Here is a 25,655-nt window from a genome sequence, read left to right as displayed (position 1 = left end):
ATGAATAGTGCATTAATTATCATTTTTCTTTTTCTTGCAGTATCGATTTTTCTAGGGGTACAAGCTAGGAAAGGAAAAGACATGAATCTTGAGCAATGGAGTGTTGGAGGAAGAGGATTTGGTACTATTTTTGTCTTTCTCTTAATGGCTGGAGAAATCTATACAACTTTTACTTTCCTAGGTGGAAGTGGTTGGGCTTATGGAAAAGGAGGTCCTACCTACTACATCACTGCTTATGGTGCACTTGCTTATATTATGTCTTATTGGTTGCTTCCAAAAATATGGAAGTATGCTAAAGAAAATAATTTAATGTCTCAACCGGACTTTTTCGCAAGTAAATACAAAAGTAAAGCACTTGGCGTTTTAGTTTCAATAGTTGGTGTATCTGCTGTAATTCCCTACTTAGTTCTACAATTAAAAGGATTAGGAAGCATCGTTTCAGAGGCTTCTTATGGAATGATTTCACCAACTTTTGCCATTTGGATCGGTGCTATTTCAGTGACTATTTATGTAATGATATCTGGTATCCATGGATCTGCATGGACTGCAGCGTTAAAGGACATTATGATTCTTGGTGTTGTTCTATTTCTAGGAATCTATCTACCTATTCATTATTATGGTGGATTCCAAGCGATGTTTGAAGCAGTTGATAAGGCTAAACCAGGTTTTTTAAGTCTCCCAAAAGAGGGATTAAGTGTATCTTGGTTTAATTCTACGGTTCTTCTAACAGCCTTAGGATTTTATATGTGGCCGCATACTTTTGGCTCCATTTATTCAGCTAAAAGTGAAAACGTATTTCGTAAAAATGCGATTATCATGCCTTTATACCAACTTGTGTTGCTTTTTGTGTTTTTCGTTGGATTTGCGGCAATTCTGCAAGTTCCTGGACTACAAGGTCCGGATGCAGATCTGTCTTTATTAAAATTAAGTAAACAAACTTTTAACCCGTGGTTTGTTGGAATCGTTGGTGGAGCAGGTGTATTGACGGCTATCGTGCCAGGTTCGATGATTCTAATGGCATCTGCTACTTTAATATCAAAAAATATTTATAAAGTATTTGTACCATCTGCTACAGAAAAGCAGGTTGCAGTTTTAGCTAAATACCTTGTTCCTGTGGTTGCTTTATTCGCAGTATTTTTCACATTTAATGGTGGATCTACATTAGTAACTCTACTTTTAATGGGATACAGTCTAGTTACTCAATTGTTCCCGACACTTGTCTTTAGTTTAATGAAAAAGAACTTTGTAACGAAGCAAGGTGCATTCGCTGGTATTCTTACTGGAGTTGCAACAGTTACTTATGTGACTATAAGTAATACAACAATCGGATCATTATTCCCAGCACTGCCTCAATATATTAAAGATTTGAATATCGGTGTAATTGGCTTAGTTGTAAATCTTGTATTTTTAGTCGTTGTGAGCTTACTTACTAAAAATATAGCGGTTCAAAGTAAAAAAGAGATTGTAGCTTAAATAAGATTTACTTTTTAAACAAAGGGGTTGATTGCTTTAATCAACCCCTATTTTTTTGTGTAGGCATTCTATAAAATCTAAGGTTTACGAAGTTAGGTTTTTATCTATGAACTCTTCAAAATTTTTAAAGTATCTGGAACTTACTTTAAATAGCTAGTCCTATAATTGTTCCAAGTGTATTTAGTATTAAGTCATCAATATCACATGATCTGTAGTTATAGCCAAGGAACAGTCCAGAAGTAGCTTGAATTAATTCGATTGCTAGACTTAGTGTAAAACCTATTAAAATCGTTTTTCTGTTTGTTAGTTTAAAAAATAGAATAGGGAATGCAAATCCTAGTGGTATGAATAATAAAACATTACCAGCAATTTGTTTTAGAAAAATTGAAATTGAGCCATAATTGATGGTATCTACAATTGATTTAAAGGGAATAAAATTATGATTATATCCCAAGTGATCTTCTATCATTACTTGAATTAAATATTTTTGATAGGGGAAAGGAAATAAAGTCAAATTAATAAGACATGTAAAGTAAATACCAAAGATTAACCAATAAAGGAGTTTTAGGAGAGTAATTGAACCTTTTAGAAATTGATATCCAAAATATAGGATAAAAAAAGTAGAAATGATTATGCTAGGATATAAGAAATTTAACAATCAATTGTACCAGCCTTTCATAATACTAGACTTAATAAATTAGAGATCCTGAAACTTGAATATTAAAACTCACAATATTTACCTACGTTTCCAACTGTTTTTATTACATCTAGAGAATATCATACTTGTATAGTGTTCTTTCATCATTTTTATGTCAAATTATTGAAAATAAAAACCCTTCCTAAAAATTTAGAAAGAGCTTTAATTTACGGAGAGGATTGTTTTTTTATTTTTCTATTTTTAAAAAGTTTTGGGAGAAATAAAATACCTTTAAAATAATTTTCTATTAACAATTCAAATTCTAATGATCTATTATGTCTGTTAAAATATTTTCAAATTCATATAAATTTATGATCACTTTGAAGAAAGCTTCTAGATTGTTCTTTGTTTATTTTGCTTGAACTAGAGGTGTCCCACCTTGAACAGTAACCCAACCCCATTTTTGTCGTGCATCCATTTCCATTTTCTTTAATAAACTTGGAGTAAGTGAGTCTGATAAAATTTTATTTGCTTTAGCATCTGCTTCCGCATTTAGGATTTTTGTTTGATTTTCAATCTTGGCTTTTTCTTGGTCAGCTAATGCCTTTTTTACGTTCAATTCAGAAGTTGCTAATTGTGCTTGCGATTGTGCCATACCTGCTGGGGAACCTACGTGTGTAAATCCAAAAGTTCCGACTTCAATACCTTGTTTTGCAAGTTCTTTATCTAGTGCAAGATTGATTTCTTCAGTGATATCAGCTTGTTTTGAGCCTTTAATGTCGTTCCAGCTATATTTGTGCGTAATTTTGTTAACAACATTTTTCATTGTAGGTTTGACGATGTTATTTTTGATGTAACTAATATCTTTTCCACCTACTGATTGATAAAGATTAGCTACGTTTTTAGTTGAAATTTTCCATGTTAAGTTTGTATTAACAGGTAGCTCTTGCTGATCTCCGGTACCTACTGACCATTCTTGATCAGAACTACCACCTTCGTGTTTGTCACTTGATAAAACTAATGATTGTGTATATGTAGGATATTCTTGTACTGAAACTCCCCAACCAGTCCAATGAAAACCTTGGGGGACTTCAGTAATTTCTCCACTCATATGTTTTTCAATACCAATACTACCAACACTAATATGCGACATACCACCAATTGTGTAAATAATACCTCCAATTATAATAACTCCGCCTGCAATCAGACTTCTTAATCCGTTCACTCTTCATCTCTCCCAATTTCTTTTTTAATGTTTTTAATATGAGTATTAAATAATCTACCTATTTTGATAAAGACTTTATAAAACAATAAGAAGAGAACGATTCCAATAATAACAACTAAAATTCCGAATTGATAAAAGAAAACCATTGTTATTCCCCCGAATGTGCAAATTAGATTGACTATCTTTCTACCATTTCTTATATGCAATTATAGTGTGATTTAAGCTGTATTAATCATTAAATTTTGCTTAGAATTTAGTGTGTTATCAGGTTTCATTGGAAAAATTAATATCTTTTAACTAAATTACCCCAAATGAATAGTTATAGTTAAAAAAATTTTAAGAATAGAGAATCCCTAAGAAACCACCAATTATAGGGTTTTTTCTATTTGAGTAATATAAAATTGCCCTATTTAACATAGATTTCTTCTGAAATTAGAAGTATCGAACTGGAAAATTCAATAAAATCAAGGCAAAAATAACCCAAGTTTAAATCAAAGGGAAATTAATTTTAATTGTAGAATTTTTCTTTTATTGGAGTTGGACTTATTTGAATTTGGTCAGTTGTTTTTTAGAAAGGAGATAACATACGCAGCTATAAACGATTAATTAATTGAAAAACCATCATTTAATCAGAAAAACCAATATTGATACTTTTTTTCAAAATTAAAATCACATCAACACTTAATATAATTAAACTAGATCAGGAAAAGGAACATCGTAGAGTATGGAGGAAACTATATGAAAATTGAACAATTAAGTCATCTTTGTGGGGTTTTAGAAAGTGGTTCCTTTACGATTGCAGCAGAGAAATTTTTTATTAATGAAGCTGATATGAAAGAATCAATCATTAGTTTAGAAGTTGAATTCGGCATAAAGCTAATTGAGTGTGACGACGAATCTAAAGTGGTGCCTTCATTTGAATGTTTACAAATTATTTCACATATAAAGGAGATCGTAAGGAATTGTCGCGAAATTGAAGAGGAAATTAAATCCTTACATAAAAAATCTTCTGTTAATACAATGTATGATGTAAGTATGTTTTAACTCTTTATCGTAAAGTATTTTAAATATAGGACCAGATCATAATCGACTTGGTCTTTTTAGAATAACTCTTACTTTTCAAATAAACGGCAAAAAAGAAGGCTACAAATTCAGTAGCCTTCTTTTAATTTGTCTCATATATAATTTTCCCTGTTCTAGAAGTATCATAATCTCCTAAAGAATCAACCTCTGATCGAAACTGATCCGAAGTTAAAATTTCTTTAACTATACTAATCAGGTGGTCATTTTTAGGGGTTTTTAATATAACTAAATCATACTGTTCTGTGATTAGTGGAATAAAATCAATTCCAACAATTTTAGCAGCTTTTTCAATTCCTATTCCAACGTCTGCTACCCCAGTGGAGACAGCGGAGGCCACACTTAAATGATTGCTTTCTTCATGTTCATATCCGTTAATCTTTTTTGAAAAAATCTCGTTGATACGCAGCTGTTCGTCGAGAAGAATTCGAGCACCTGACCCTTTCTCTCTATTGACAATTTTTATATCTTCACGTTCTAAATCTTTCCAAGATGTAATCTTTAAAGGGTTACCTTTTTTAACGTATAAACCTGCTTTCCTAGATAGCAGATTGAATAAAATAAATGGATGCCCCACTAAAATTTTTTTAAGATATGGTAGATTATACTCTCCTGTATCCCCGTCAAAAAGGTGAAGGCTAACGATGTCACATTCTCCATTATACATAGAAATAAGACTGTTTAAGCTTCCAGTAAAAGATCTTAAAGATTTATAGGTTGAGTTTTTCTCGATCTGGTTACCGAGCATATCTAAAACTAAATCTTGACCACTAATAACAACATGATTTGTTTCTTTTGGATCGCTTCTGCGAGGTTCAAAAACAGAGGCGGGCAATGTGGTTTTTGGATTTGTTTTATTGTTTTTTATGTAATTGTCCAAGTCATTTGCTGCTATTCTCATCTGTCTTCCTACACGGAATACAGGTAATTCACCTTTTTTGACAAGGTCATAAATGGTTAATTTCGATACTTTTAAAAACTGTGACACTTCTTCGATTGTATAGGAAAGTTCCATCGTCATTTATATCCCTCCATTCTCTATTTTAACTCAATGCCTTTTAAAAAGCATATTCCTAGTAAATTTAATGGGAATTTTAAAATTCTATTTCTTATTTAGTTATAACTAAATATAATTAGATATAACTAATTATGTTTTAAATGGGAAGGTAGATGAATGATGAAAAAAATTTATTCTTTAATAGTTTCGATGATGTTATTAGGACTAGTTGTATCTGGTTGTTCATCAAATGAACAAGCTAAAAAGTCAACAGCTCAGAAACAAGAAGTTTCTCAAAAAAATGTGGAATTGACTATTTCAGCAGCTGCTAGTTTGCAGGATGCACTAAATGATATTAAATCAAACTTTGAAAAGGCAAATCCTAATGTGAAAATAAACTTTAACTTTGGAGCATCCGGAGCATTACAACAACAAATTTCTCAAGGAGCACCAGTGGATCTTTTCTTCTCGGCTGCAGAGGACAAATTTAATAATTTAGTACAAGATGGTCTAATTGATAAGAGCCAAGGCAAAGATGTAGTTGGGAATGAACTGGTTTTAGTTGTACCAAAAGATACAAAAAAAGAAATTAACTCTTTTGAAGATCTTACAAAAGCAGATAAAGTTTCTATCGGTACGCCAGAAGCAGTACCAGCAGGACAATATGGTAAAGAAACATTGGAAAATTTAAATGTTTGGAAAGCAATTGAAGGAAAAATAGTATATGGTAAGGATGTTAGACAAGTACTTTCTTATGTAGAAACAAATAATGTGGACGCAGGGATAGTTTATAAAACAGATGCTTTGACATCTACAAAAGTTAAGATTGTAGCAACAGCAACTGAAAATACACATGATCAAATTATTTATCCGTTAGGCGTAATAAAGAATAGCAAGCAACCTAAAGAAGCTAAAAAATTCTATGAATATCTTCAAAATGATGAGTCTATGAAGATATTAGAGAAGTATGGGTTCAAAGGACTAAATTAAATTACAATAGCTGACTGAAGTTTTAGAAATGAGCCGATTAGTTGATTGGCTCATTTTTCTTTTAGTAGGGATATTTGAAGAAGATTATGAAATATTAGGTAAAGTAAATTAGAATATCCTTATAAATACAAGGATTCGACCGTTCTGTATAAAGAACGATTGAGTAGAGTTGTTAAAGCTTATTTAGAAGGGGAATTTTAGAGGGGAGGACATTACATAAAATAAAAATGGAAAGGAATTGGCTAGAAAAATTATATCAAATCAAATCCTTTTATAGGATAAAAGAAAAATATAATGCCGTATAATTAGTAGACTAGTGCATGTATTCCTTTATTGATATATTGAAGAGTTTTCGGTCTCTTTTCCCTTTTTGACCAATTAACCAGTACCAGCTCTGTCCAATATAAAAAGAGTTTGATACAAGTTGTTCAATATACTTTGAAATAATTCCATTGATTTTTTCTTTTTCAATTTTATTTTTTATAGACAAGGCAATGACAAAATATGATTTATCACTTTCAAATTCAAGTAATTGAAGATGATACTTACCACCTTTTTTTTCATTAAAATCATTTAATACGTGATCTATACAGTTTCGGACGTCAATTTTATATTTAGCCGCATCGTTCCAATTTGATATAAGAGAGTCATATAATGAGACTGTTAAGATGTAATATGATGCATAGTCTTTAGGATTAAATTTTCGTTTCTCTCCTGTAAATTGATATAAAGGTGGAACAACAAATTTTTCATAATCAGCAAAAAAATCTTCAGTCATGTTTAATACCTACTTTCTAGTTTGAACAAAAGTTTACTATATCGAATCTTAATTTAGTTTTTCCTATTCTTTCCAAAAATAGACGTAAAGAAAGGATTGGATTAAGGAAAAGATGGTATAAGTTATTTTAGTAAAAAGCAGAATTGAAAAAATTCAACTCTGCTTTTTTGCTTGTTTTAATCGGATAGTATTTGAAGTGAGAATACTAGAGAGGTAAAATTACTATTCGCATAAGCATCATTACAACTGTAGAACATGACATCATTTTCCTTTTTGATTCTCATACCAGACTGAAAATCATGGAATCCCACCATTCGTTCTTCTTCCCACACATTAAAAACATTTAAAAAGCCACTAGAGCATTTTAAGATCAGTTCAGATTGAACTTCACTTCTCCAAATAATGACTGTTTTTTGTTTTGGGGCATTGTTGATTGATATTCCATTTTCTGATATAAATCCGACACCTTGATTTCTAGGAGAACTTGAACTTAGAAATTTCAACTTAATCACTTTTTCTTCATTCACTTGAATTACTTCTGTATGAATTGTTTCATCACATTTTATAGACTTGTTAGTACTATACACTTTTTCTTTTACTAGTAACATTTTCACTTATCTCTCCTGTTAAGTTATTTTGATCCCCTAATGTTAATTTCAAAAAGTAACACAATCCTAAACAGGGGATACAGACCAATGCCATACCTAAAAAAGCAAAAGATGGAGATATAGAGTAGAGGTAACCACTTACTAATGTTAAAATACCGCTACCTAAACTTAAACCTAGAGCTGCATAAATTCCATGAGCAAAGGGGAAGTACTTATTTTCAATGTTTTCATCTAAGTATTTCACAAAGGCATATTGAGTAAGCCCAAAAGTAATAGAATGTAAAAATTGAGACAATACAAAAACTGAAATGCTGTTAAAAGAAAAAATCAATACCCATCTTAATATGGAAGCACTTACACTAAACATTAATAAAACTGGAACAGATCGTCTTTTAAATAGAGAGTCTGATATATAGAAGAAAGCAATTTCTGATATTACTGCAATGATTAAGATGAAACCTGTAAAACTAGTTTTTACCCCAATATTTTTCAAAAAAAGCACAGCATAACTATAATATGCAGCATGTGCAGCTTGAAGTGTGATGCAGATTGTTAATACTATTAAAAATGCTTTTGATTTAAACAATTTAAACAGTGGTACTTTCTTTGATGTTATTTTTGTTTTTAAAGGTAAAGGAGCGTTAATGGATGTTATGAAAGTAAGTAGAACACATCCAACAATCAAAAGGTAAACAACTACATTTTCGCTTTTTAAAGATATAAGTATCCCGGTTAATGATAGAGAAATAATATAGCCAATCGAACCATAAGATCTACTTTTTCCATACTCTATTTTGCTTTCTCTAATAAGGATAGATGCCATAGACTCATACATTGCTAATGGCATTGGATAAACTAGGCTTAATAAAACTGTAATGAAAGCTACTGCAATTAAACTATTAAACGGGATTAAAATGATTAATAGTGTAACAGTAGTTAGGGAAACTAATTGATTTAATCTTGCTAAATTTAGGAATCTACTTATAAATGGAAAAATAAAAAATGTTGTTATTGACCTTGTAATTAATCCTAAAGCAATGATTAGTCCAGCCTCATCGGCTGTAAAACCTTTACTTGTTGTTAGCCAAGCAGACCAATAAGGCACGAAGATTCCGAAAGTGAAGAAAAACCCAAAAAACTGTAAAGACATCCATCTTTGATCGGTCATTTGATTCCTCCCGTTTCGGAAAAATTATTTTTTTGATGATTTTGTTTCATAATAAAATCACGCATTTTTTGAAAACAATATTCAGTAGCATACCGATCATAATTAGAAGTTGATTGATCGGTAAAACCATGACTTCCTTCTACTTTAATGATTTGAATCCTATCTTTTGTTTTCAATTTCATTACGACACTTTCAGGATCAAATGATTTTTCTTTCGTTGGGAAAATTAATAAGGTCTCACACTTTGGACTAACCTCTAAGTAGTCCCTAATCCTCGAACCATAAAATCCAATTACTCCATCAAATAACCCGTCATATTTACTGCCTAACCATGCAATCGTTGCACCTACACTAAAACCCAAAATATACAGATTAGTACACTTAGTTCGAAGCTCTTTTGCAAGAGTTATAATTTTATTAGTAGCTAACTCAAACCCGATCTCATGAACAAAATGCTTATAAGCTTTGTTTTCATCTTTATAGCAATAGTTCTCTGAATTACCTAATAAATTTGGACATACAACTGTAAATCCTAACCTATTTAAACTGTCGTAAATATCTTTTATATGTTTGTTAATTCCATAAATTTCATGAACGACTAAAATGGTGGTATTATGAAACTCATTATTCAATTTTTAATCACCTCTAACTTAGAAAAAATAGGAATAGAATTTTTTTCTATTCCTATCAAATACTCCAGTAATACTAGATTTTCACTTGCATCTTGATCATTCCAGTGAAAGTAGGGTTTGCAGTCCACTCTGGATTTTCTAAATCATATAATGAATCGATTGTTGGAAAACGAGTTATTACTTCCTTAAGAATCTCCATGATCTCTACACGAGCAAAAGCAGCAGCTATACAAGTATGATACCCCCCACCGAAAGCTACATGACGGAAACCTGTTCTACTTATATCCATTTTGTCAGGATTTGCAAATACTCGCTCGTCTCGGCCAGCAGAAGCTAAGAAGAAATAAACAGAATCATTTTTCTTGATTTGCTGTCCGTGTAATTCGATATCATTTGAAGCATGTCTAACAATATATTGGATTGGCCCTTCTAGTCTCATTGTTTCATCTAATAATTTTGGAAGAAGGGACATATCTTTTTTAAGCATTTCTAGAACATCTTGATTCTTAAATAGAAGATGTAATGTATTACTTAACACAAATTGAGGAATTTTATGTCCACCGAAAATTAAATGCATTGTTTGAGCAATTAATTGATCATCAGTAAGTTCACCATCTTCACCAGGAGTCTCAGAGATTAATCTACTTAATAAATCATTTTTCTTTTCTTTACGCCTTTCCGCAATCGCATCTGAAAGGTATGTCCAAATTTCTCTTACACTTCCTCTAACTTGTTCACTAATTTCTTTACTTGGTACATGAGACACAACGAAATCTTGCATAAATAATGCGATATCATCAGACCATTTAATGAATCTGTCAACTTCTTCACCAGGAATTCCTAACATTTTGCAAAGTACCATTGCAGGAATAGGGTGTGCGATCTCTTTTACAAAGTCAAATGAACTTATGTTTTTTTCAAGTACTTTATCAACGATTGTAGAAACAATTTTCTGAATTTCAGGAGCAATAAGTTCGATTTCGTTAACTAAAAAGGCTCTGTTCATATAACCTTTTAATTGTGAATGAACTGGTCGATCATTATAGACCATCCAAGTCTTAATGATATCGATTATATCTTTAAAATGTTGATCTTCTCCTTCAGCGAGATTACTCATTTTATTCGGAATTACATTACTTGAAATAAATTTATCTCCTAGTAAATTCTTGGACACATCCTCATACCTAGTTATAAACCAGGATTGCATTTCCTCATGCCAAAAAACAGGTGCATCATTACGTAATCTTTCATATAATTCGTATCTGTTTTCATAATACTCTTTACTATTTAAACTAAACTGCTCGACAGATTGTTTTACATTTATACTCATGTTATTTCCTCCTGTTATACTACAATTATTTTTTTATTGGATTTTCTTACAAAATTTCCAATCTCCATATCACTTAAATGACATATTACGTCACAAACAAAACGTGAACGCTCAATAACATTAGAGATATTGATCAATTGGTGTAAGACTTCCTTATCTAATTTCAACAAAGAAACCTCACTATTTAAGTTAAAAAGATAATCGTAGGTGAGCTGTATATTATGAGTAATCTTTTTATCTATTTCTCTATTAACTTTTCTTTCTAAGAAACATTTCTTTGTAATTTGATTTAATAGAAAAAGTTTTAATTCATTTTCTATTGGAAGATTCAATTTACTGTACATTGGTTGGGCATAGTTTATCTTGATCACTAATGTATCTATAAAATCATGGATAATAGATTGTAGTGGTTCCGATATGAACTTACCGTAATTTTGAAAGATTTCTCCAAGTATATTATTTTTAATGTCTTCCATAATTTTTGGAATGAAATAAAGTAATTCAGATCTACTAATTTCAGGGAAAAAAAGCATTGTCTCCTCTAGCATCGCGCTTTCAGTAAAATGTCTATTAAGTAATTGAGCAAATCTATTTTCTCCATAAAATAGAATTAAATCTTTTAGATCTGATAGCGCATAAGATAACGTATCTGCTATGTCCACGATTGATTGCTCAATGACATTTTCTTGATATGTCAAAAATAATGGTTCTAAATAGTCTGTCATATACCCGTAATAGCCTTTGATTAAACCGTTATATTCTTCTCTAATTAAAGGGATTTTAGTTTTGTATTTCATTAAGGCTGTAAGGGTTCTGTATTTAAAATTATCCGAACTATTAACTAAAATTTTAACGCTCTGTGCATTCGATTCAAATCCACCCATTTTTTTCATCATTTCATCTAGCGCTCGTTCACCGGTATGTCCAAATGGTGGATGACCTATATCATGAGCTAGACTAATAGCATTTACTAAATCTTTATTTATGGGTGTAATGTTATTTTCTTGAAAATAATTGTTAAGATGTTCCATGATTAAGCCTGAAACATGGCATACGTCAATAGTATGAGACAAACGATTATGGCAATGCTCTGAGTTGGGAATTAACTGTGTTTTTTTTGCTAATTTTTTTAAATGGGGGGATTCTAAAACTGCATTAAAGTCATGTAAGAACGCAATATTAGCCTCTTGCGTTTGCTTGTCAGATAGTCTTAGGTGGTCAAAAGTATGATACATGGCCTTATACATATCAATAAACCCCTTCTATAAACATTAATTTAAGAAAACATTTAAGTGACGTAAAAAAACCAAGATAAAGTAGGACGTATACTCCACAAAAGAGATAAGTCCTACTTTATCTTGGTTCGCAAAAAAGTTGGAATTTTAAAGGTATATAAAGTCCTTCAAATAGGTGAAGAATACATACTTTTAAACAGTCTATGATTAATAGCGTATTTAAAAGATCGATTCAAAGGGACATAGTTAACCTTTATTAAATTCAGCTTTTTTACTAATAAAGTAAAAATTACCTCGTAGTCTAATTCTTAACGGGAATTAGGTAGAGACTCCCAGACCATATTTCTGGGTATATACGAGCTAAAATATATTTATGGTAAATATTGGTTAAATTGGTAATAATAACCTGCAGGATTATCAATTAATATATTACATTCAATCAAATTAAATATCAACACTATCTCTATGAGGATATAGTATGAAGTTTTTTGGGTTAATTTCAGAGATTAATAGTTAAATGTACAGTATTAAAGTGTGCTTTTATTGAACGATGATTCATTTTCGATATTGACAGTAAATTTAGTGTGTAATAGTATAATAGTTAATTTTTAAATATTAAGTATTTTTAGAAAAAAACAATCAACTAATACATAACGGAAAGCTTATAAGGAGTTTCCATCAAAAGGTTTGTGCTATGTGCAGTTACTGTGTCCTTAAAATAAATAGATTGCTAATGTAGGAGGAGTAATAATGAAAGCGATTACTGAAGGTGCTTTATTATGGGAACCAACTAGGCAGCAAATTGAAAATGCTGGAGTTAGCCATTTTATGAACTGGCTCGAAAATGAAAAAAATCTATTTTTCAATTCACAAAGTGAGTTATGGAAATGGTCAGTCGATGAATTAGAGTCCTTTTGGGAAAGCGTTTGGAAATATTGTAATGTAATTTCCCATGCACCATACGATCATGTTCTTGAAGAGCGAAAAATGCCAGGCGCAAAATGGTTTACCGGCTCTAAAATTAATTATGTAGAACATGTATTTCGAAATGATAAAGGAGACCAAACTGCATTAATTTTTCAATCAGAAATTACTCGAAAAACAGAAATAAGTTGGAAAGAGCTTAAGGAAAAGACAGGATTGGTCGCAAATTCTTTAAGAGAATTAGGTGTTAAATCTGGGGATCGAGTTGTAGCATATATGCCCAATATCCCTGAAACGATCATTGCCTTTTTAGCTTGTGCAAGCATTGGAGCAATTTGGTCTAGCTGTTCACCAGATTTTGGAACGAGTAGTGTAATTGACCGATTTAAACAAATCGAACCGACTATTTTATTTGCGGTGGATGGTTATTCTTATAATGGAAAAGTTCAAAATAGGTTATCAAGCGTTGAGGAGCTACAGTCTGAACTACCTACATTAAAGAAGACAATTTTAGTGCCATATGTAAATTTTGATGAATATAAAATGGAAAACGAAACAGTTTTTTGGAATGAATTATTGGTGGGAAGCAGTGAACTTACTTTTGAAGTTGTTCCTTTTGATCATCCACTGTGGATTCTATTTTCTTCGGGGACAACAGGTTTGCCTAAACCAATTGTACAAAGTCAAGGTGGAATATTAGTTGAGCAACTTAAGACATTAGTAGTTGAACAAGGAATAAATCAAGATGATGTCATTTTTTGGTTTACTACTACTGGCTGGATGATGTGGAATCAATTAGTTGGAGGATTGTTATCTGGCAGTAGGATATTATTGTTTGATGGAAGCCCTTCTTATCCTAGTCTACATGTTTTATGGGACCTTGCAGAAGAAGTAGGTGTAACATTCTTTGGTACAAGTGCAGGATTCCTAAGCGTGTGTGAGAAGCATGCAATAAAGCTAAAAGATAGACATAGTTTTTCTAAATTAAAGTCTATATGTTCAACTGGATCGCCACTATCAGTCGAAGGATTTTCTTGGGTATATGAAAATATAAGAGATGACATTTGGCTTGTTTCAACTAGTGGAGGTACTGATGTTTGCACAGCATTTGTTGGAGGTTCACCGATTCTTCCTGTTTATGCTGGAGAGATTCAAGCTCGTTCATTAGGAGTTCATGTACAATCATTTGATGATGAGGGAAAACCAGTAATTAATGAGGTAGGGGAACTAGTGATTACTTCTCCTATGCCGTCAATGCCGCTTTATTTCTGGGGTGATTCGAATAATGAGCGCTATCTTGAAAGTTATTTTGAAGTTTATCCAGGTATTTGGAGACATGGAGATTGGATTAAAATTGATGAAAAAGGTAGTTGTGTCATTTATGGGAGATCAGATTCAACAATTAATAGACATGGAGTGCGTCTAGGTACAAGCGAAATCTATCGAGTTGTTGAGTCACTTGATGAGATAATGGAAGGTTTAGTGATTGATTTAGAGCTACTTGGCCGTCAGTCATTTATGCCATTATTTATTGTACTTAAAAATGGGGTTGCTTTGACAAATGAATTAAAGGAAAAAATAAAAGTAGAAATTAAACATAAGGTATCACCGCGTTTTGTCCCTAATGAAATTTATGAAGTTGAGCAAATTCCAAAAACATTGAGTGGTAAAAAGTTAGAAGTTCCAATACGTAAAATATTATTAGGTTTTTCTCCTGAAAAAGTAGTCAACCAAGGTTCGATGGCTAATCCAGAGTCATTAAAGTTTTTTATCGGACTGGCACAAGTTTTAAATGAACAAATTTGAAATCAGTCTAAAACGTTATCTTCATTATGAGAAAGCGTTTTTTAGGCTCTGTTAAAGTAGATTGTTGATTTTCTTATTCAATTAACTGGCAGGTTAGTGCAATAATGAATAAATAAAAAACAGTAGACAAATAAAACAGAAAAGTTATAATAGTATAAAAATAAATAAAAAACTATGAAGAGAAGAGTAAATAGAATTCATTCATCTTAGAGAGCTCCAGTTGCTGAAAAGGAGTATGAATGGTCCATTGAAGCAAGACTCTGAGTTTCATATCGGAACCAATAATGGCGATGGTATGACAGGTGCTCCTGTTATAGAGTATGAGTATGTTTAAAATGTACTTAATGAGGTTAATGTGATGACATATTAACAAACTGGGGTGGCACCACGATACGATAGGTAAACTCGTCCCCAAGACTACGGTCTTGGAGGGCGAGTTTTTTTATTTGTACAAATTAAAAATGCTTATTCAGAGGTGTAAAATGAAAAAAAATAAGATGTATATTACTTGGAAAAACCCTTTGCTTTTACTATTTGGAATAGGCGTTTCAAATATTGGAGGTTGGATTTATTTAATCGCACTAAATCTAATTATTTTTGATATGACGAAATCTGTTTTGGCTATATCCACTCTTTATGTCTTGAAACCACTAGCAACAATACTTACTAACCTATGGGCTGGTAGTTTAATTGACCGATTTAACAAAAGGAATTTAATGGTATTTTTGGATTTTTTGAGGGGATTATTAATTTTTTTAATACCAAGTATATCATCCGTCTTTCTGATCTTTGTAATCGTATTTATCGTTAATATGGGAAGTTCAATGTTTTATCCAACATCAACAACTTATATAACTAAATTAATTCCACAGAATCAGAGGATTCGCTTCAATGCTTTGCGTAGTTTAGTTCAATCTGGAGGATTCCTAACTGGACCAGCGATTGCAGGTCTACTTTTTATGATTGGCACACCTATGTTTGCTATTAATATTAATGCGATCTCATTTATCATTTCGGGAATTGTAACAGCTAGTTTGCCTAATTTGGATAAGGTAACAATGCGAAAGGTTAAATATGAGAAGCTCTCCTTCAAACTAATTAGGAAAGATTTTACTGAGGTTTTAAAATTCAGCCGTAAATCAAGTTACGTTATGAAAATTTATTTTTTATTTAATAGTATATTAGTTTTAACGGCTGCTGTTGATTCATTAGAAGTAGTGTTTTCAAAGAGCATACTTCATTTGAGTAATACAGAATATGGTGTTCTAGTAAGTATTGCTGGAGCAGGAATTGGTATAGGTGCAATTATTAATACAATTTTTGCAAAACGACTACATCCTTCTTGGCTTATGGGGATTGGGACAATTTTTTTATCATTAGGATATATCGTATATTCATTTTCTATTTCTTTTTCAATGGCTGGATTAGGATTTTTCATATTATCATTTGCGTTGTCTTTTGCAAATACGGGATTTGATACATTTTACCAATCCGACGTAGATGTTAAGATAATGGGAAGAGTTGGAAGTATCTATGGTTTTGTTGAGGCAATATTAGTGATAGTTTCAACTATGCTAATCGGATTTTCTACTCACTATGTATCGATTAAAATGTCAGTAATTGCTGGTAGTCTTATTATGCTATTTTTAGCGCTATTTTTAAGTGTATTTATTATCCGACCTTCAAGCGAAAACTATTTCAGAAGCATTGGATATAAATAAAGTTTTTAGAATATAGTAAAAAAATTTTCGTCCTAACTAACGCACTGCATTAGTTACTTAATCTTTGTACCATTTGAGGTGTGGAAATATGAATATGAAAATTGATCTTGTAAATAGAACGTTAGACGATTTTTCTTTCATGGATGTTAGATTAATTACTGACTTTCATTTTAAAATATTTGAGGAAAATTTTGAAAAGAAAGCTGTACTTGATATTGAATTTGTAATTGAAAGCACTGATTTAAGATATAAAATTATGGTTAGATTTCATGATCCACAAAAAATCAATTTTGAATCTTCTGGAACCTATCACCAAATATCATTAGATATAAGAGATATTAGCGAATGGAGATGGGAGAACGTTAAACTTGAAGTGTTTGACTATGAAGACAATGGATTTCATTTTTATTGTTCGAAAGCTGAAATTTTGGATATAAGAAAAACTTCATATAGTATTTAACCTGTTCAACTAACGCATTGCATTGGTTACATTGTGCTCTTAAAGGCTGTCTAATTAGACAACCTCTTTTTTAGTACAAAAATCATTTGTTTAAATTAACAGAGCCTTTTTAATAGAAACTTTCAATATTAAGCTTTATAAATCCTATTATGTCAATTGCATAAATAAAGATTCACCAAAGCATATATCAAAAAACATAGTTGCCTTATTAAAAAATACCCCTTTAATTGTATGCTTAATTATGCAGATTTTAATTAAAGGGATTTAAAAATGGGGGTTTTTAACCGATTAAGACTTTTCATGGTTGTATTAATTCATTTATTCTAATCAATGAAAGTTAACATTCGTGTTTAATAATTTTGCCTTGTTCAGTCAGTTTGACAAGAGCCGCATAACCGATCCCCTTTTTTTCGACAGTCGCCATACCTTCACCAACAAGTATATTTAATATTTTTAGTTCATCTTTGTTTAATTTTGTATATCGGTAATAGCCTTCACCAATTTTGTGAATTAATCTGCCTTCTCTTGTCATTCCTAAAACAGTAGTCATATTTTTCCCTTCTTTCGAAAGTGTTTGGATTAATGATTACATAACTATCGTATAGTGTTTGTGCAAAATTGTCTGTGTATAATTTGTGAAATATCTAACAAGGTTATATTGGATTTATTCTTGTAATAATTTGGAAGGATAAACATATTTTCATTTCGCCATACTATTTTTGTGTCTAATAAATGGAGGTGTGTTGGTATGTCGTTTCAAAATCGTGGTATCGGACATCCTGAACATCAAGATGATCCAAATAAATTACATATCGTCGCAGTACGAAAAAATGGCGATGGTGATATTACAGATGTAAAATTTCAAAATGGTGAAATAGTTGGGATTGAGCAAGCCATTGCGATGGCAGAACTTGAACAAATTGAAGATGTGAACACAGGTCTAACTCGTGGAGATAATCCACATAAAACACTTCGTTCTTATCCTGATGGTGATCCTACAAATAATTTAAGTAATTTACCTACTTTTTAATGTCTAAACGCTAAAAAGGTGCACAAGTTCTGTGCTCCTTTTTTTTCGATTAATTCATGAGAAAATGGAAAATTTAATATTAGAAGACAAAAAATACCAGAAAAGTAGGGAGCCAATTTGAAAAAAACTTTTTTATTTCTGTTACTAGTGACTTGTTTGTTAATTGGAAATTATTTAGTTGCTTCAAAAAATACTGTAAAAAGTGAAAGTAATTCTTCCCTCATCTATCAAAATGAGAAACCCGACAAAGTCTCGGAAGCTCTTAGAGCATTAAATATAAAAAAAGCAAAAGAAGGAAGAACGGCATCATTAGAGCAAAAACGAATCGAAATTGAAAAACAAATAGTCCCAACTCCTTCGAATATTAAAATTAAGGGAGATAATATTGAAGGAACAAAAGTGGAATGGTTAATTCCAGATGGATCTTCAGAAGATAAGATTGTTTTTTATGTACACGGCGGAGGTTGGTTAGGTTTTTCAAGGAATTTAGGAACAATCTTAGCTAGAGAGACAGGTTATAGGGTACTTACGATACAGTATAGACTTGCACCTGAAAATCCATATCCAGCAGCTTTAACTGATGTTGAAAAAGTTTATAATTATTTAGGAAAAAATTATGGTCCCAATTCTAAAGTTGTTATCGTTGGGGATAGTGCTGGTGGTAATTTAGCATTTGCTTTGTTAAATAAAATAAAATCTTCAAATGGAAACTTTCCAACAGCTGTTGTAGGGATCTCTCCAGCGACTGACTTAACGAAAGAAAGTCAATTATACACTTCAGATTTTGATAGTATTCATGCAAGTTATCATGGAAATGATATCAATATTGTTGATACATACGTAGGGAATAATAATCGGAAAAATCCTTTAATCTCACCACTTTATGGTGATTTAAAAGGTTTACCTCCAATGCTGATCCATGCAGGCGCAAGGGAAGAGTTAATCGATGATATTTTAGCTTATGCGGCAAAAGCAAGTGCTAATGGCGTAGAGGTTACATGTAAAGTTTGGAGAGGAATGTTTCATGATTTTCAGTTAATGGACAAGGCTTCGAGTATTAGTAAGCAAGCGAACGCTGAGATTGCACAGTTTATTAAACAACACTTGGAAAATAGATAGTCAAAATACAAAGAAGTAAGGCTTATTTCGCCTTACTTTTTTATGTTGAATTTAAGAAATTTGAAATTTGATCAAGATCTCTTTGCGTAAGAACAGGGTCAATTGTAATGACTGGGTGAATGATTTCGCCTTCAAGCAAGAAATCAGAAATAATAAATTCAATGTTTAGTTCATTTATAATTGTTGAATCAAACTCACCCAATTTAGGAAGAATAAAATCAATTTTATGACCAAAAGCAGTAACCAGTTTCGTTTCAATATAACGATGAACTCCTGGACCATTACTTGTTAATAATAAAACCTTCTTCCTTGATGATGAGAAATTAATTTTAGAAGCTTGAACATTTAATGAAACTTTCGCAATTTTATCTCTAGTAATTTCGGGGTATGAAAATTTTTTCGTCCAGATTTGTAAGGCTTTTGATACCTTTTTATATAGGTCTGAATACTGATTTTTAACATAACGATCCATTGAATAAGATGGTTCTTTTTTATCGATTGAGTATAAAATGAACGAGTATCTTTGGAATTGGTCATGTAATGTGTAAAGAAACTCCTCGTCTTCATCTAACGATATACCTGTTTTTTCCTTCAATAGTTCAACTAAGTGAAAGAGTTCCTTAAAATACCTTGTTTTTTGATTTTGATATAAATAAAGAAATTCGTTTTTTTCCATGTTGTCAAAACTATAATATGGAAGAGTTGATATTAATAATGAAAACGCAATTCGTTCATTCATAGAAATATGATGTTTATATTGATGTTCTAAATGATTACAAATTTCATTAGCAATTTTAAAATAATTTGATTCTAAAATCTTGTTTATCGATTGCTCAGTTAATTCAAGTTGCATTTTTTTATCGATTCTATATAACATCGTTCCAAGTAAATAGACGTACTTATTGGTAGTCGAAGGATATAGGAATAATTTAAATTTTTCAGTAGTGTCTAATACAATTTTTTTAATAGCTTGAAATGAGAATGCTTCAAGTGGCCATTCTTGATCATCCGAATAAGCGCATAAAGCATCTAGGATATCACCACACAATAGCCGAATTTCAAATTCTCTTCCTACAATTTCGAGCGGGCCACGTTTTAAAGTTAAATGGTAGGCCTCCAATAATTCCTCAACTCGATCAAGTATTGAATAGACAGCAGGTTGTTGTGTGAAAAGCGCGTTTGCTAATTCTGCAATACTTTTAATTTGAGTAAATTGTATTAGCATAATAGCTTGAAATTTCAATGAATTTTTTACGAAAAGTGAACGAATTTGATTAATTGATGAAGAAATCGGTTTATTAATATAAATTCCTTTACCTTTAATTGTTTCAATTTGCCATCCTTTAGGTAGGTGTGTGTTAATTGCCTGTAAATCATTTCGGATTGTTTTTTCAGTACAAAGTAACTCACTTGCTAATTCTTCTGTTTTAAACCACTTATCTTCTTTACTTAAAATATCTATTATTTGTAATTTCCGCTTTGTTGATTTATCCATTCAAAATCTCCATAAATTTTGTCCGATTTATTACTATTATTGCTATTAATGTTCTGTCTTAATTCAGTGAAAGTTTATTTCATCTATTGAAAAACACCTTTTAATGCGTTTTATAGAGTTAAATGTGAACTTTTATTGAAGACAGGATTTTATTTTTACCTAAATCAAAGGTAAAAAACATCATGGGAATCACTTTACTACAGCGATATAATGACATCGTTGAAACAAAAAATAATTTTTAAAGGAGTAAAGTGAAATGAAATTTACTAAAGTCGCGCTTGTTAGTGTAATCGGGATGTCATCATTAGTTGGAGCTGCTCACTCAACTTTTGCGGAGGTATCATCTGTAGGAAATTCAAAATCATCCATAACATTTGTTGCTGGAACAGGTCCAGTTACACCTGTTGATCCTACAAATCCAATTGAACCATTAGAACCATCAGGTCCAACTGATCCAACAGATCCGCCAACAGGGAATGCTGGTTCATTAACATTAGATTATGTTTCATCAGTTGATTTCGGAGTTAATGAGATTTCAAATAAAACAGAAGTCTATTCTGCTAAATCTAAAAAGCCATTTATTCAAGTGTCAGATCGCCGTGGTACAGGGGCAGGTTGGTCAGTAACTGCTAAAGCAAGTAAATTTACAAATGGAACAGCGGATTCTCTACCTGGTGCAATCATTACATTTAAAAATGGTTCCGTTATTTCATTAAGTACAAGTGGGTCCCCAGTAGCAACTGAAACAATTGGTTTAAATACTGACGGAAGTACAGCATCACCTGTTGTTTCCGCATCTCCAGGTAATGGTTATGGTACATGGGTAACTCGTTGGCTTGGACCAAATCCAGAAGTGAATGATGGGGCATTAAATGATAATGTCACTTTGACGATACCTGCAGGCTCAGCAACGATTGGTAATCATGAGGCAACTATTACGTGGACATTAACGGATGCTCCGGGTTTATAGTAGTTAATTTGAAAAATAACAATTAATGGAATGGACTTTATATTATTTGAACCTATTAGATGAAACTTTATTAAATTTCTTATAGTGAAAATGATATAAAGTCTCTATTCTAAAGGGGGAATATAAAAATGGATCTTTTACGTCAAAAATTATTGTTAATTTTTTCTGCTATTCTGTTAACTTTATCGTTTATCCCTCTATCTGTAAAAGCAGAGAATAATATCGATTTTTCTGTAAAAGCAATCATTCCAACAAATCAAATTGATCATCTGAAATCATATTTTGATTTAAAAATGTCTCCAGGACAAAAACAGGATCTAAAAATTGAGGTCTTTAATAATAGTAAAAAAGAAGAAACAATCCAAGGGAATATTACTTTTGCAACGACTAATGATAATGGACTGATTGATTACTCTGAATCCAATAGTAAGGATGCAGATAAATCTTTAAAGTATCCATTAACTAGCTTAATAAAAGAACCTCAAAAAGAAGTTGTTATTCCACCAGGTAAATCAAAGGTTGTGTCTTTTTCGATTACAATGCCGAAAGATGGATATGATGGAGTTATTTTAGGAGCAGCACACTTTAAGAAAAAAATTGAAGAAACTGAAAAAAGTTCTAAAAGTGAGAGCATTAATATAAAAAATGAATACGCATATGTAGTTGGAATAAAATTATCGGAAAACACTAAGGAAGTCGAGCCGGATCTACATTTACTTGACATTAAACCTAAATTAGTAAATTATCGTACAGCAATTGCCGCGACAATCCAAAACAGCGAATCCTCCATTGTGAAGGGTATGAGTATAGATGCGCAAATCTTTAAAAAAGGTTCCAAAAAAGTTTTATATAGTTCGAAAAAAACTGAGATGAGCATGGCCCCTAATTCAAATTTTGATTACGCAATCGATTTAAATAATAATCCAATTGAACCCGGAACTTATCGATTAAAGATGAAAGCGATCATCGGAACTCAAGTATGGGAATGGGATGAGTTATTTACAATTGGAAAAGAAGCAACAGATTTGAATAATAAAGCAGTTGAAATAAAAAATAATCATTATTGGTATTATATCGGAGGCGGATTATTACTTTTAGTAGGGATCATTGGCTTAATTTTTTTCCTAAAAAGAAAGAAGGAAAAAGAACAAACGAATAATCAAGAATGATTTTTGAAAGATTGGATAGTATTGATCAGTTGACTTAAAAGATTAAAATTAAAATAAATAATATATTGGTAAAACAAAAAAGGCTCATTTCTTCATTGAAATGTTGCCTTTTTTATTAATATGAAATGATTTCATTTCTCAAAAAATTGATAAATTGTTTTTCAACCTTTGATAATATTTTCTTTTTTGAAGTGATTACTCCAAGCTCGGAGTTTACAGATTCGTAATTTACGAGATCAATTTCAACGAGTTCACCATTCGATAAATATGGATGATTTTTTAATGAAAAATTTGGTCCCCATGTTATTGCGTTGCCATTTAAAATTGCTCTTAATAACTCTTCAAGATGGTTGGAAGAAAATAAAATATCTAATTTTCCAATTTTATGTTGGAAGTTATTTGTAAACCATCTTATATAATCACCGTTATATAGAACGAATTTTTGCTGAAGAATTTCTTCAGGAGTTATTTTTTTCGAAATGGCAAAAGGTGAGTCTTTTTTTGCATATACTTTCATCTTTCCATCTACTAATCCTTCGTAATGAAATTCTTCTAATTCTTTCATAATGCCTTCGTAAAGACAGATGATTCCTATATTTACTTGATTTTTTTTAACAATTTCAATTGTACGTTCAGTAGTGTTTTCTAATATGTCTATATGCAAATTTGAATGTTGGCTTTTAAAATCAACTAACGGCGTTAATAGGTAATTTATAAAAGCAGGTACCATTGAAACCCTAAGTTCACTGAGTTGGGTATCTTTACTTTTCTGTGCTATTTCTTTTAATTCTGCGTATTTTAAGAGTATTTCTTGTGATTTTTCCACGATTTGTACTCCATCCACTGTTAATCTAGCGCCTAATCTAGATCGATTGAAGATTTTTATTCCTAGTTCTTCTTCTATTTTAGTAATCGCTTGACTTATACCGGATTGACTTATATGAAGATTTTCTGCAGCGATTGAAATCGACCCCGTTTTAGCGACTTCTACTAAAATCTCTAGTTTTTCTAAATGCATTACATTGACCACCTTTATGCTTTCATACATGAACTAAAACTTTTCTAATATAGATTTTTTATTTCAGGTTTTATATTACAAATCGTGAAGTTATATTTATAAATTGTAAATTTACTTAATCATTTTGCAAATATAGAATTGGGTTTAACTATTAGTATTATTCCATTTTTTCAACCTTAGTCCAATGTAATTGAAAAATAATACGTTCTAATGTTGAATCAATTCATTAGATTTATCAAGTGCTTTCTTTTATTTAGAAAAATTTACAATAAATGATACTTTTTTGTTCAATTTGAACGTTGCCTAATATAGAGGAGGCTAAATATGTTAGTTGGGGAAATCATCAAATATTATCGAGAGAAAAAAGGAATTAGTCAGTCTAACTTAGGTGAAGGAATTTGTGGTAAAGCATATATTAGTCGGTTTGAAAGTGGAAAAGTTACATTATCTCCTGAAATTATATACAAATTAGCTAATAAGTTAGAAATTGATATAAATAAAGAAATTGAATCTTTATATCTTATTGAAAAGCACTTAAATGATTGGAATCAGGCAATCATTATGCAAAGAACAATACAAATTGAAGGAATTAAAATAGAGTTAGATCAAAATCCGTTTATTATGGCTTCTAAACATGCGGCAAACTATATGCTATTAACTGGAAGATATTATCTTCAAAAAAATATGTTTAAAGAAGCAAAGCATATAATTGAGTACGTAGAAAAAGAGTTTCAAACGTTATCTAATTATGAAAAAAATCTTCTTCTACACATTAAAGGAATATATTGTATCAGTACATTTAGAACTGCCCATTGTGAAGACTGTCAAACTGCTGTGAATCTATTAAAACAAATTAATATAGCAGAGTATAATAATGAAGAATATTACTACCACTTAGCTTTAGCTTACCATCATGCAAAGGCAAAAGTTTCTGCTTTTACATATGGTGAAAAAGCTCTTCAATTTTTTAATCGAACATATAATCATGTGAGTGCTATGAATGCTCAAATCTTAATGCTAATGCAATTCGATAGTAAAAGAGATATTGATTTTTTAGACCTAGTTGAAAACTATAAGAATTTAATACATAATTGTTCGATATTAGGTGCTCAAGAAAGTAAAATAAATATTTTATATAATTTAGGAGAAGAGTTTTATAAAAGAGGAAAATATGAACAAGCAGTTAGTTATTTTGAACAAGCTTTTTTACTAACTGATAAATCATCAATAAAATATTTAAGACGTTTATATCATTTTACTGAAGCATGTTTAGATGGAAAGTTATTGAATAAGGAAAGTATTTTAGAAAAAATAGAAACAGGTACGAAATTAGCAAAAAAACAATGCCCAATTTATTTCAATCTTTATAAACTATTAGCATTGAAATGTAAAAAAAACCAAATTCAATTTTATCAATTTTTAGCTGAAGTAGTCGTTCCACAGCTTATTGCAACTAATAATACTTCATTTTTTGAGCAATATGGAAAGATCTTATATAATCACTATGTCGAGCAAAAAGAATTTGAAAAAGCGATTGAAATAGACCAAAGTTTTAAATTGATGATTCAAGTGTTAAATTAAAAGACTTTAGATAACGAGATCCCGTTGTCAAAAGTCTTTTTTATTATCTAGGATATTGAAATTTATCATTTTATTAAATTTTCCTCTCAATGTTTATAAACATTAGACAAGAAGTTTGTCGAAACTCGCTAAGATTGTTCTATAAACCCAGTGATAAAGGCTCGCTATAACCCGATTGATAAAGAAATGAAAATTCTCAATAATGAAGT

24 protein-coding genes, 1 riboswitch and 1 other annotated feature are annotated in these 25,655 nt (G+C 31.0%); of the genes, 11 read left to right on the top strand and 13 right to left on the bottom strand.

Annotated features, from left to right (window positions below):
- Entirely contained in the window at nt 1–1,473 is a 1,473-nt protein-coding gene (locus CN946_RS13200; protein ID WP_098861537.1) for a sodium:solute symporter family protein, read from the top strand.
- 145 nt (nt 1,474–1,618) lie between these two features.
- Here the strand turns inward: CN946_RS13200 and CN946_RS13195 are convergent, their stop codons facing one another.
- From CN946_RS13195 to CN946_RS23495, 3 genes are all read right to left on the bottom strand, one after another.
- The gene (locus CN946_RS13195; protein ID WP_098861536.1) at nt 1,619–2,131 is read right to left on the bottom strand and encodes a VanZ family protein; all 513 of its coding nucleotides are present in this window, start codon (nt 2,129–2,131) and stop codon (nt 1,619–1,621) included.
- 388 nt (nt 2,132–2,519) lie between these two features.
- Entirely contained in the window at nt 2,520–3,335 is an 816-nt protein-coding gene (locus CN946_RS13190) for an SPFH domain-containing protein (protein ID WP_098861535.1), read from the bottom strand.
- The gene (locus CN946_RS23495) at nt 3,332–3,481 is read right to left on the bottom strand and encodes a hypothetical protein (RefSeq protein WP_176547319.1); all 150 of its coding nucleotides are present in this window, start codon (nt 3,479–3,481) and stop codon (nt 3,332–3,334) included. Before CN946_RS23495 ends, CN946_RS13190 begins: the two co-directional genes overlap by 4 nt.
- 592 nt (nt 3,482–4,073) lie before the next feature.
- Here CN946_RS23495 and CN946_RS13185 point away from each other — a divergent pair.
- Entirely contained in the window at nt 4,074–4,379 is a 306-nt protein-coding gene (locus CN946_RS13185; RefSeq protein WP_098861534.1) for a LysR family transcriptional regulator, read from the top strand.
- Between the two features lie 121 nt (nt 4,380–4,500).
- Here the strand turns inward: CN946_RS13185 and CN946_RS13180 are convergent, their stop codons facing one another.
- Entirely contained in the window at nt 4,501–5,436 is a 936-nt protein-coding gene (locus tag CN946_RS13180) for a substrate-binding domain-containing protein (protein ID WP_098861533.1), read from the bottom strand.
- Nucleotides 5,437–5,592: 156 nt separating this feature from the next.
- Between CN946_RS13180 and modA the strand changes: the two genes are divergently transcribed.
- Nucleotides 5,593–6,402 (top strand): molybdate ABC transporter substrate-binding protein, encoded by an 810-nt coding sequence (gene modA / locus CN946_RS13175; protein WP_098861584.1) that lies wholly within the window; start codon nt 5,593–5,595, stop codon nt 6,400–6,402.
- Between the two features lie 313 nt (nt 6,403–6,715).
- On the opposite strand, the gene CN946_RS13170 is transcribed toward modA, so the two are convergent.
- From CN946_RS13170 to CN946_RS13145, 6 genes are all read right to left on the bottom strand, one after another.
- Nucleotides 6,716–7,180, bottom strand: a complete 465-nt coding sequence (locus tag CN946_RS13170) for a hypothetical protein (protein WP_098861532.1) — start codon at nt 7,178–7,180, stop codon at nt 6,716–6,718.
- A gap of 176 nt (nt 7,181–7,356) precedes the next feature.
- Nucleotides 7,357–7,794 carry a hypothetical protein gene (locus CN946_RS13165; protein WP_176547318.1) on the bottom strand — a complete coding sequence of 146 codons (438 nt, stop codon included), beginning with the start codon at nt 7,792–7,794 and terminating at the stop codon, nt 7,357–7,359.
- Nucleotides 7,760–8,956 carry an MFS transporter gene (locus CN946_RS13160; protein WP_098861530.1) on the bottom strand — a complete coding sequence of 399 codons (1,197 nt, stop codon included), beginning with the start codon at nt 8,954–8,956 and terminating at the stop codon, nt 7,760–7,762. Before CN946_RS13160 ends, CN946_RS13165 begins: the two co-directional genes overlap by 35 nt.
- On the bottom strand, nt 8,953–9,588 hold the full coding sequence (locus CN946_RS13155; RefSeq protein WP_098861529.1) for a dienelactone hydrolase family protein: 636 nt from the start codon (nt 9,586–9,588) through the stop codon (nt 8,953–8,955). The genes CN946_RS13160 and CN946_RS13155 overlap by 4 nt, the downstream gene beginning before the upstream one ends.
- Nucleotides 9,589–9,661: 73 nt before the next feature.
- Nucleotides 9,662–10,918, bottom strand: a complete 1,257-nt coding sequence (locus CN946_RS13150) for a cytochrome P450 (protein ID WP_098861528.1) — start codon at nt 10,916–10,918, stop codon at nt 9,662–9,664.
- 14 nt (nt 10,919–10,932) lie between these two features.
- The gene (locus CN946_RS13145; RefSeq protein WP_098861527.1) at nt 10,933–12,165 is read right to left on the bottom strand and encodes an HD domain-containing protein; all 1,233 of its coding nucleotides are present in this window, start codon (nt 12,163–12,165) and stop codon (nt 10,933–10,935) included.
- Between the two features lie 265 nt (nt 12,166–12,430).
- Nucleotides 12,431–12,532: riboswitch (purine riboswitch) on the bottom strand.
- Between the two features lie 371 nt (nt 12,533–12,903).
- On the opposite strand from CN946_RS13145, the gene CN946_RS13140 reads away from it, so the two are divergent.
- From CN946_RS13140 to CN946_RS13130, 3 genes are all read left to right on the top strand, one after another.
- Entirely contained in the window at nt 12,904–14,883 is a 1,980-nt protein-coding gene (locus CN946_RS13140; RefSeq protein ID WP_098861526.1) for an acetoacetate--CoA ligase, read from the top strand.
- Nucleotides 14,884–15,048: 165 nt separating this feature from the next.
- Nucleotides 15,049–15,299, top strand: a binding site (T-box leader).
- A 66-nt stretch (nt 15,300–15,365) separates the two neighbouring features.
- The gene (locus tag CN946_RS13135; protein ID WP_098861525.1) at nt 15,366–16,604 is read left to right on the top strand and encodes an MFS transporter; all 1,239 of its coding nucleotides are present in this window, start codon (nt 15,366–15,368) and stop codon (nt 16,602–16,604) included.
- A gap of 88 nt (nt 16,605–16,692) precedes the next feature.
- Complete coding sequence (locus CN946_RS13130) at nt 16,693–17,064, top strand: hypothetical protein (RefSeq protein ID WP_098861524.1); 372 nt, start codon at nt 16,693–16,695, stop codon at nt 17,062–17,064.
- Between the two features lie 337 nt (nt 17,065–17,401).
- Here the strand turns inward: CN946_RS13130 and CN946_RS13125 are convergent, their stop codons facing one another.
- The gene (locus CN946_RS13125) at nt 17,402–17,614 is read right to left on the bottom strand and encodes a hypothetical protein (protein WP_098861523.1); all 213 of its coding nucleotides are present in this window, start codon (nt 17,612–17,614) and stop codon (nt 17,402–17,404) included.
- 198 nt (nt 17,615–17,812) lie between these two features.
- On the opposite strand from CN946_RS13125, the gene CN946_RS13120 reads away from it, so the two are divergent.
- Nucleotides 17,813–18,094 (top strand): DUF3892 domain-containing protein, encoded by a 282-nt coding sequence (locus CN946_RS13120; RefSeq protein ID WP_069032911.1) that lies wholly within the window; start codon nt 17,813–17,815, stop codon nt 18,092–18,094.
- Nucleotides 18,095–18,211: 117 nt separating this feature from the next.
- Nucleotides 18,212–19,213 carry an alpha/beta hydrolase gene (locus CN946_RS13115; protein WP_098861522.1) on the top strand — a complete coding sequence of 334 codons (1,002 nt, stop codon included), beginning with the start codon at nt 18,212–18,214 and terminating at the stop codon, nt 19,211–19,213.
- 40 nt (nt 19,214–19,253) lie between these two features.
- Here the strand turns inward: CN946_RS13115 and CN946_RS13110 are convergent, their stop codons facing one another.
- The gene (locus CN946_RS13110; RefSeq protein ID WP_098861521.1) at nt 19,254–20,708 is read right to left on the bottom strand and encodes a BglG family transcription antiterminator; all 1,455 of its coding nucleotides are present in this window, start codon (nt 20,706–20,708) and stop codon (nt 19,254–19,256) included.
- A gap of 256 nt (nt 20,709–20,964) precedes the next feature.
- Between CN946_RS13110 and CN946_RS13105 the strand changes: the two genes are divergently transcribed.
- Nucleotides 20,965–21,678 (top strand): WxL domain-containing protein, encoded by a 714-nt coding sequence (locus tag CN946_RS13105; protein WP_098861520.1) that lies wholly within the window; start codon nt 20,965–20,967, stop codon nt 21,676–21,678.
- Nucleotides 21,679–21,806: 128 nt separating this feature from the next.
- Nucleotides 21,807–22,847 (top strand): WxLIP family cell surface protein, encoded by a 1,041-nt coding sequence (locus CN946_RS13100; RefSeq protein ID WP_098861519.1) that lies wholly within the window; start codon nt 21,807–21,809, stop codon nt 22,845–22,847.
- Nucleotides 22,848–22,962: 115 nt separating this feature from the next.
- Here CN946_RS13100 and CN946_RS13095 read toward each other — a convergent pair whose 3' ends face one another.
- Complete coding sequence (locus CN946_RS13095) at nt 22,963–23,865, bottom strand: LysR family transcriptional regulator (protein WP_176547317.1); 903 nt, start codon at nt 23,863–23,865, stop codon at nt 22,963–22,965.
- Between the two features lie 324 nt (nt 23,866–24,189).
- Here CN946_RS13095 and CN946_RS13090 point away from each other — a divergent pair, with 324 nt between their 5' ends.
- Nucleotides 24,190–25,446, top strand: coding sequence for a helix-turn-helix domain-containing protein (locus CN946_RS13090; RefSeq protein ID WP_098861517.1), 1,257 nt, complete (start codon nt 24,190–24,192; stop codon nt 25,444–25,446).
- Nucleotides 25,447–25,655: the final 209 nt, after the last annotated feature.

Origin of the sequence: Bacillus sp. AFS053548, from assembly GCF_002575105.1 — a bacterium.
Taxonomy (GTDB): domain Bacteria; phylum Bacillota; class Bacilli; order Bacillales; family Bacillaceae_G; genus Gottfriedia.
The sequence above is the reverse complement of the archived record's forward strand: the minus strand, read 5'-3'. Positions and strand labels throughout refer to the sequence as shown.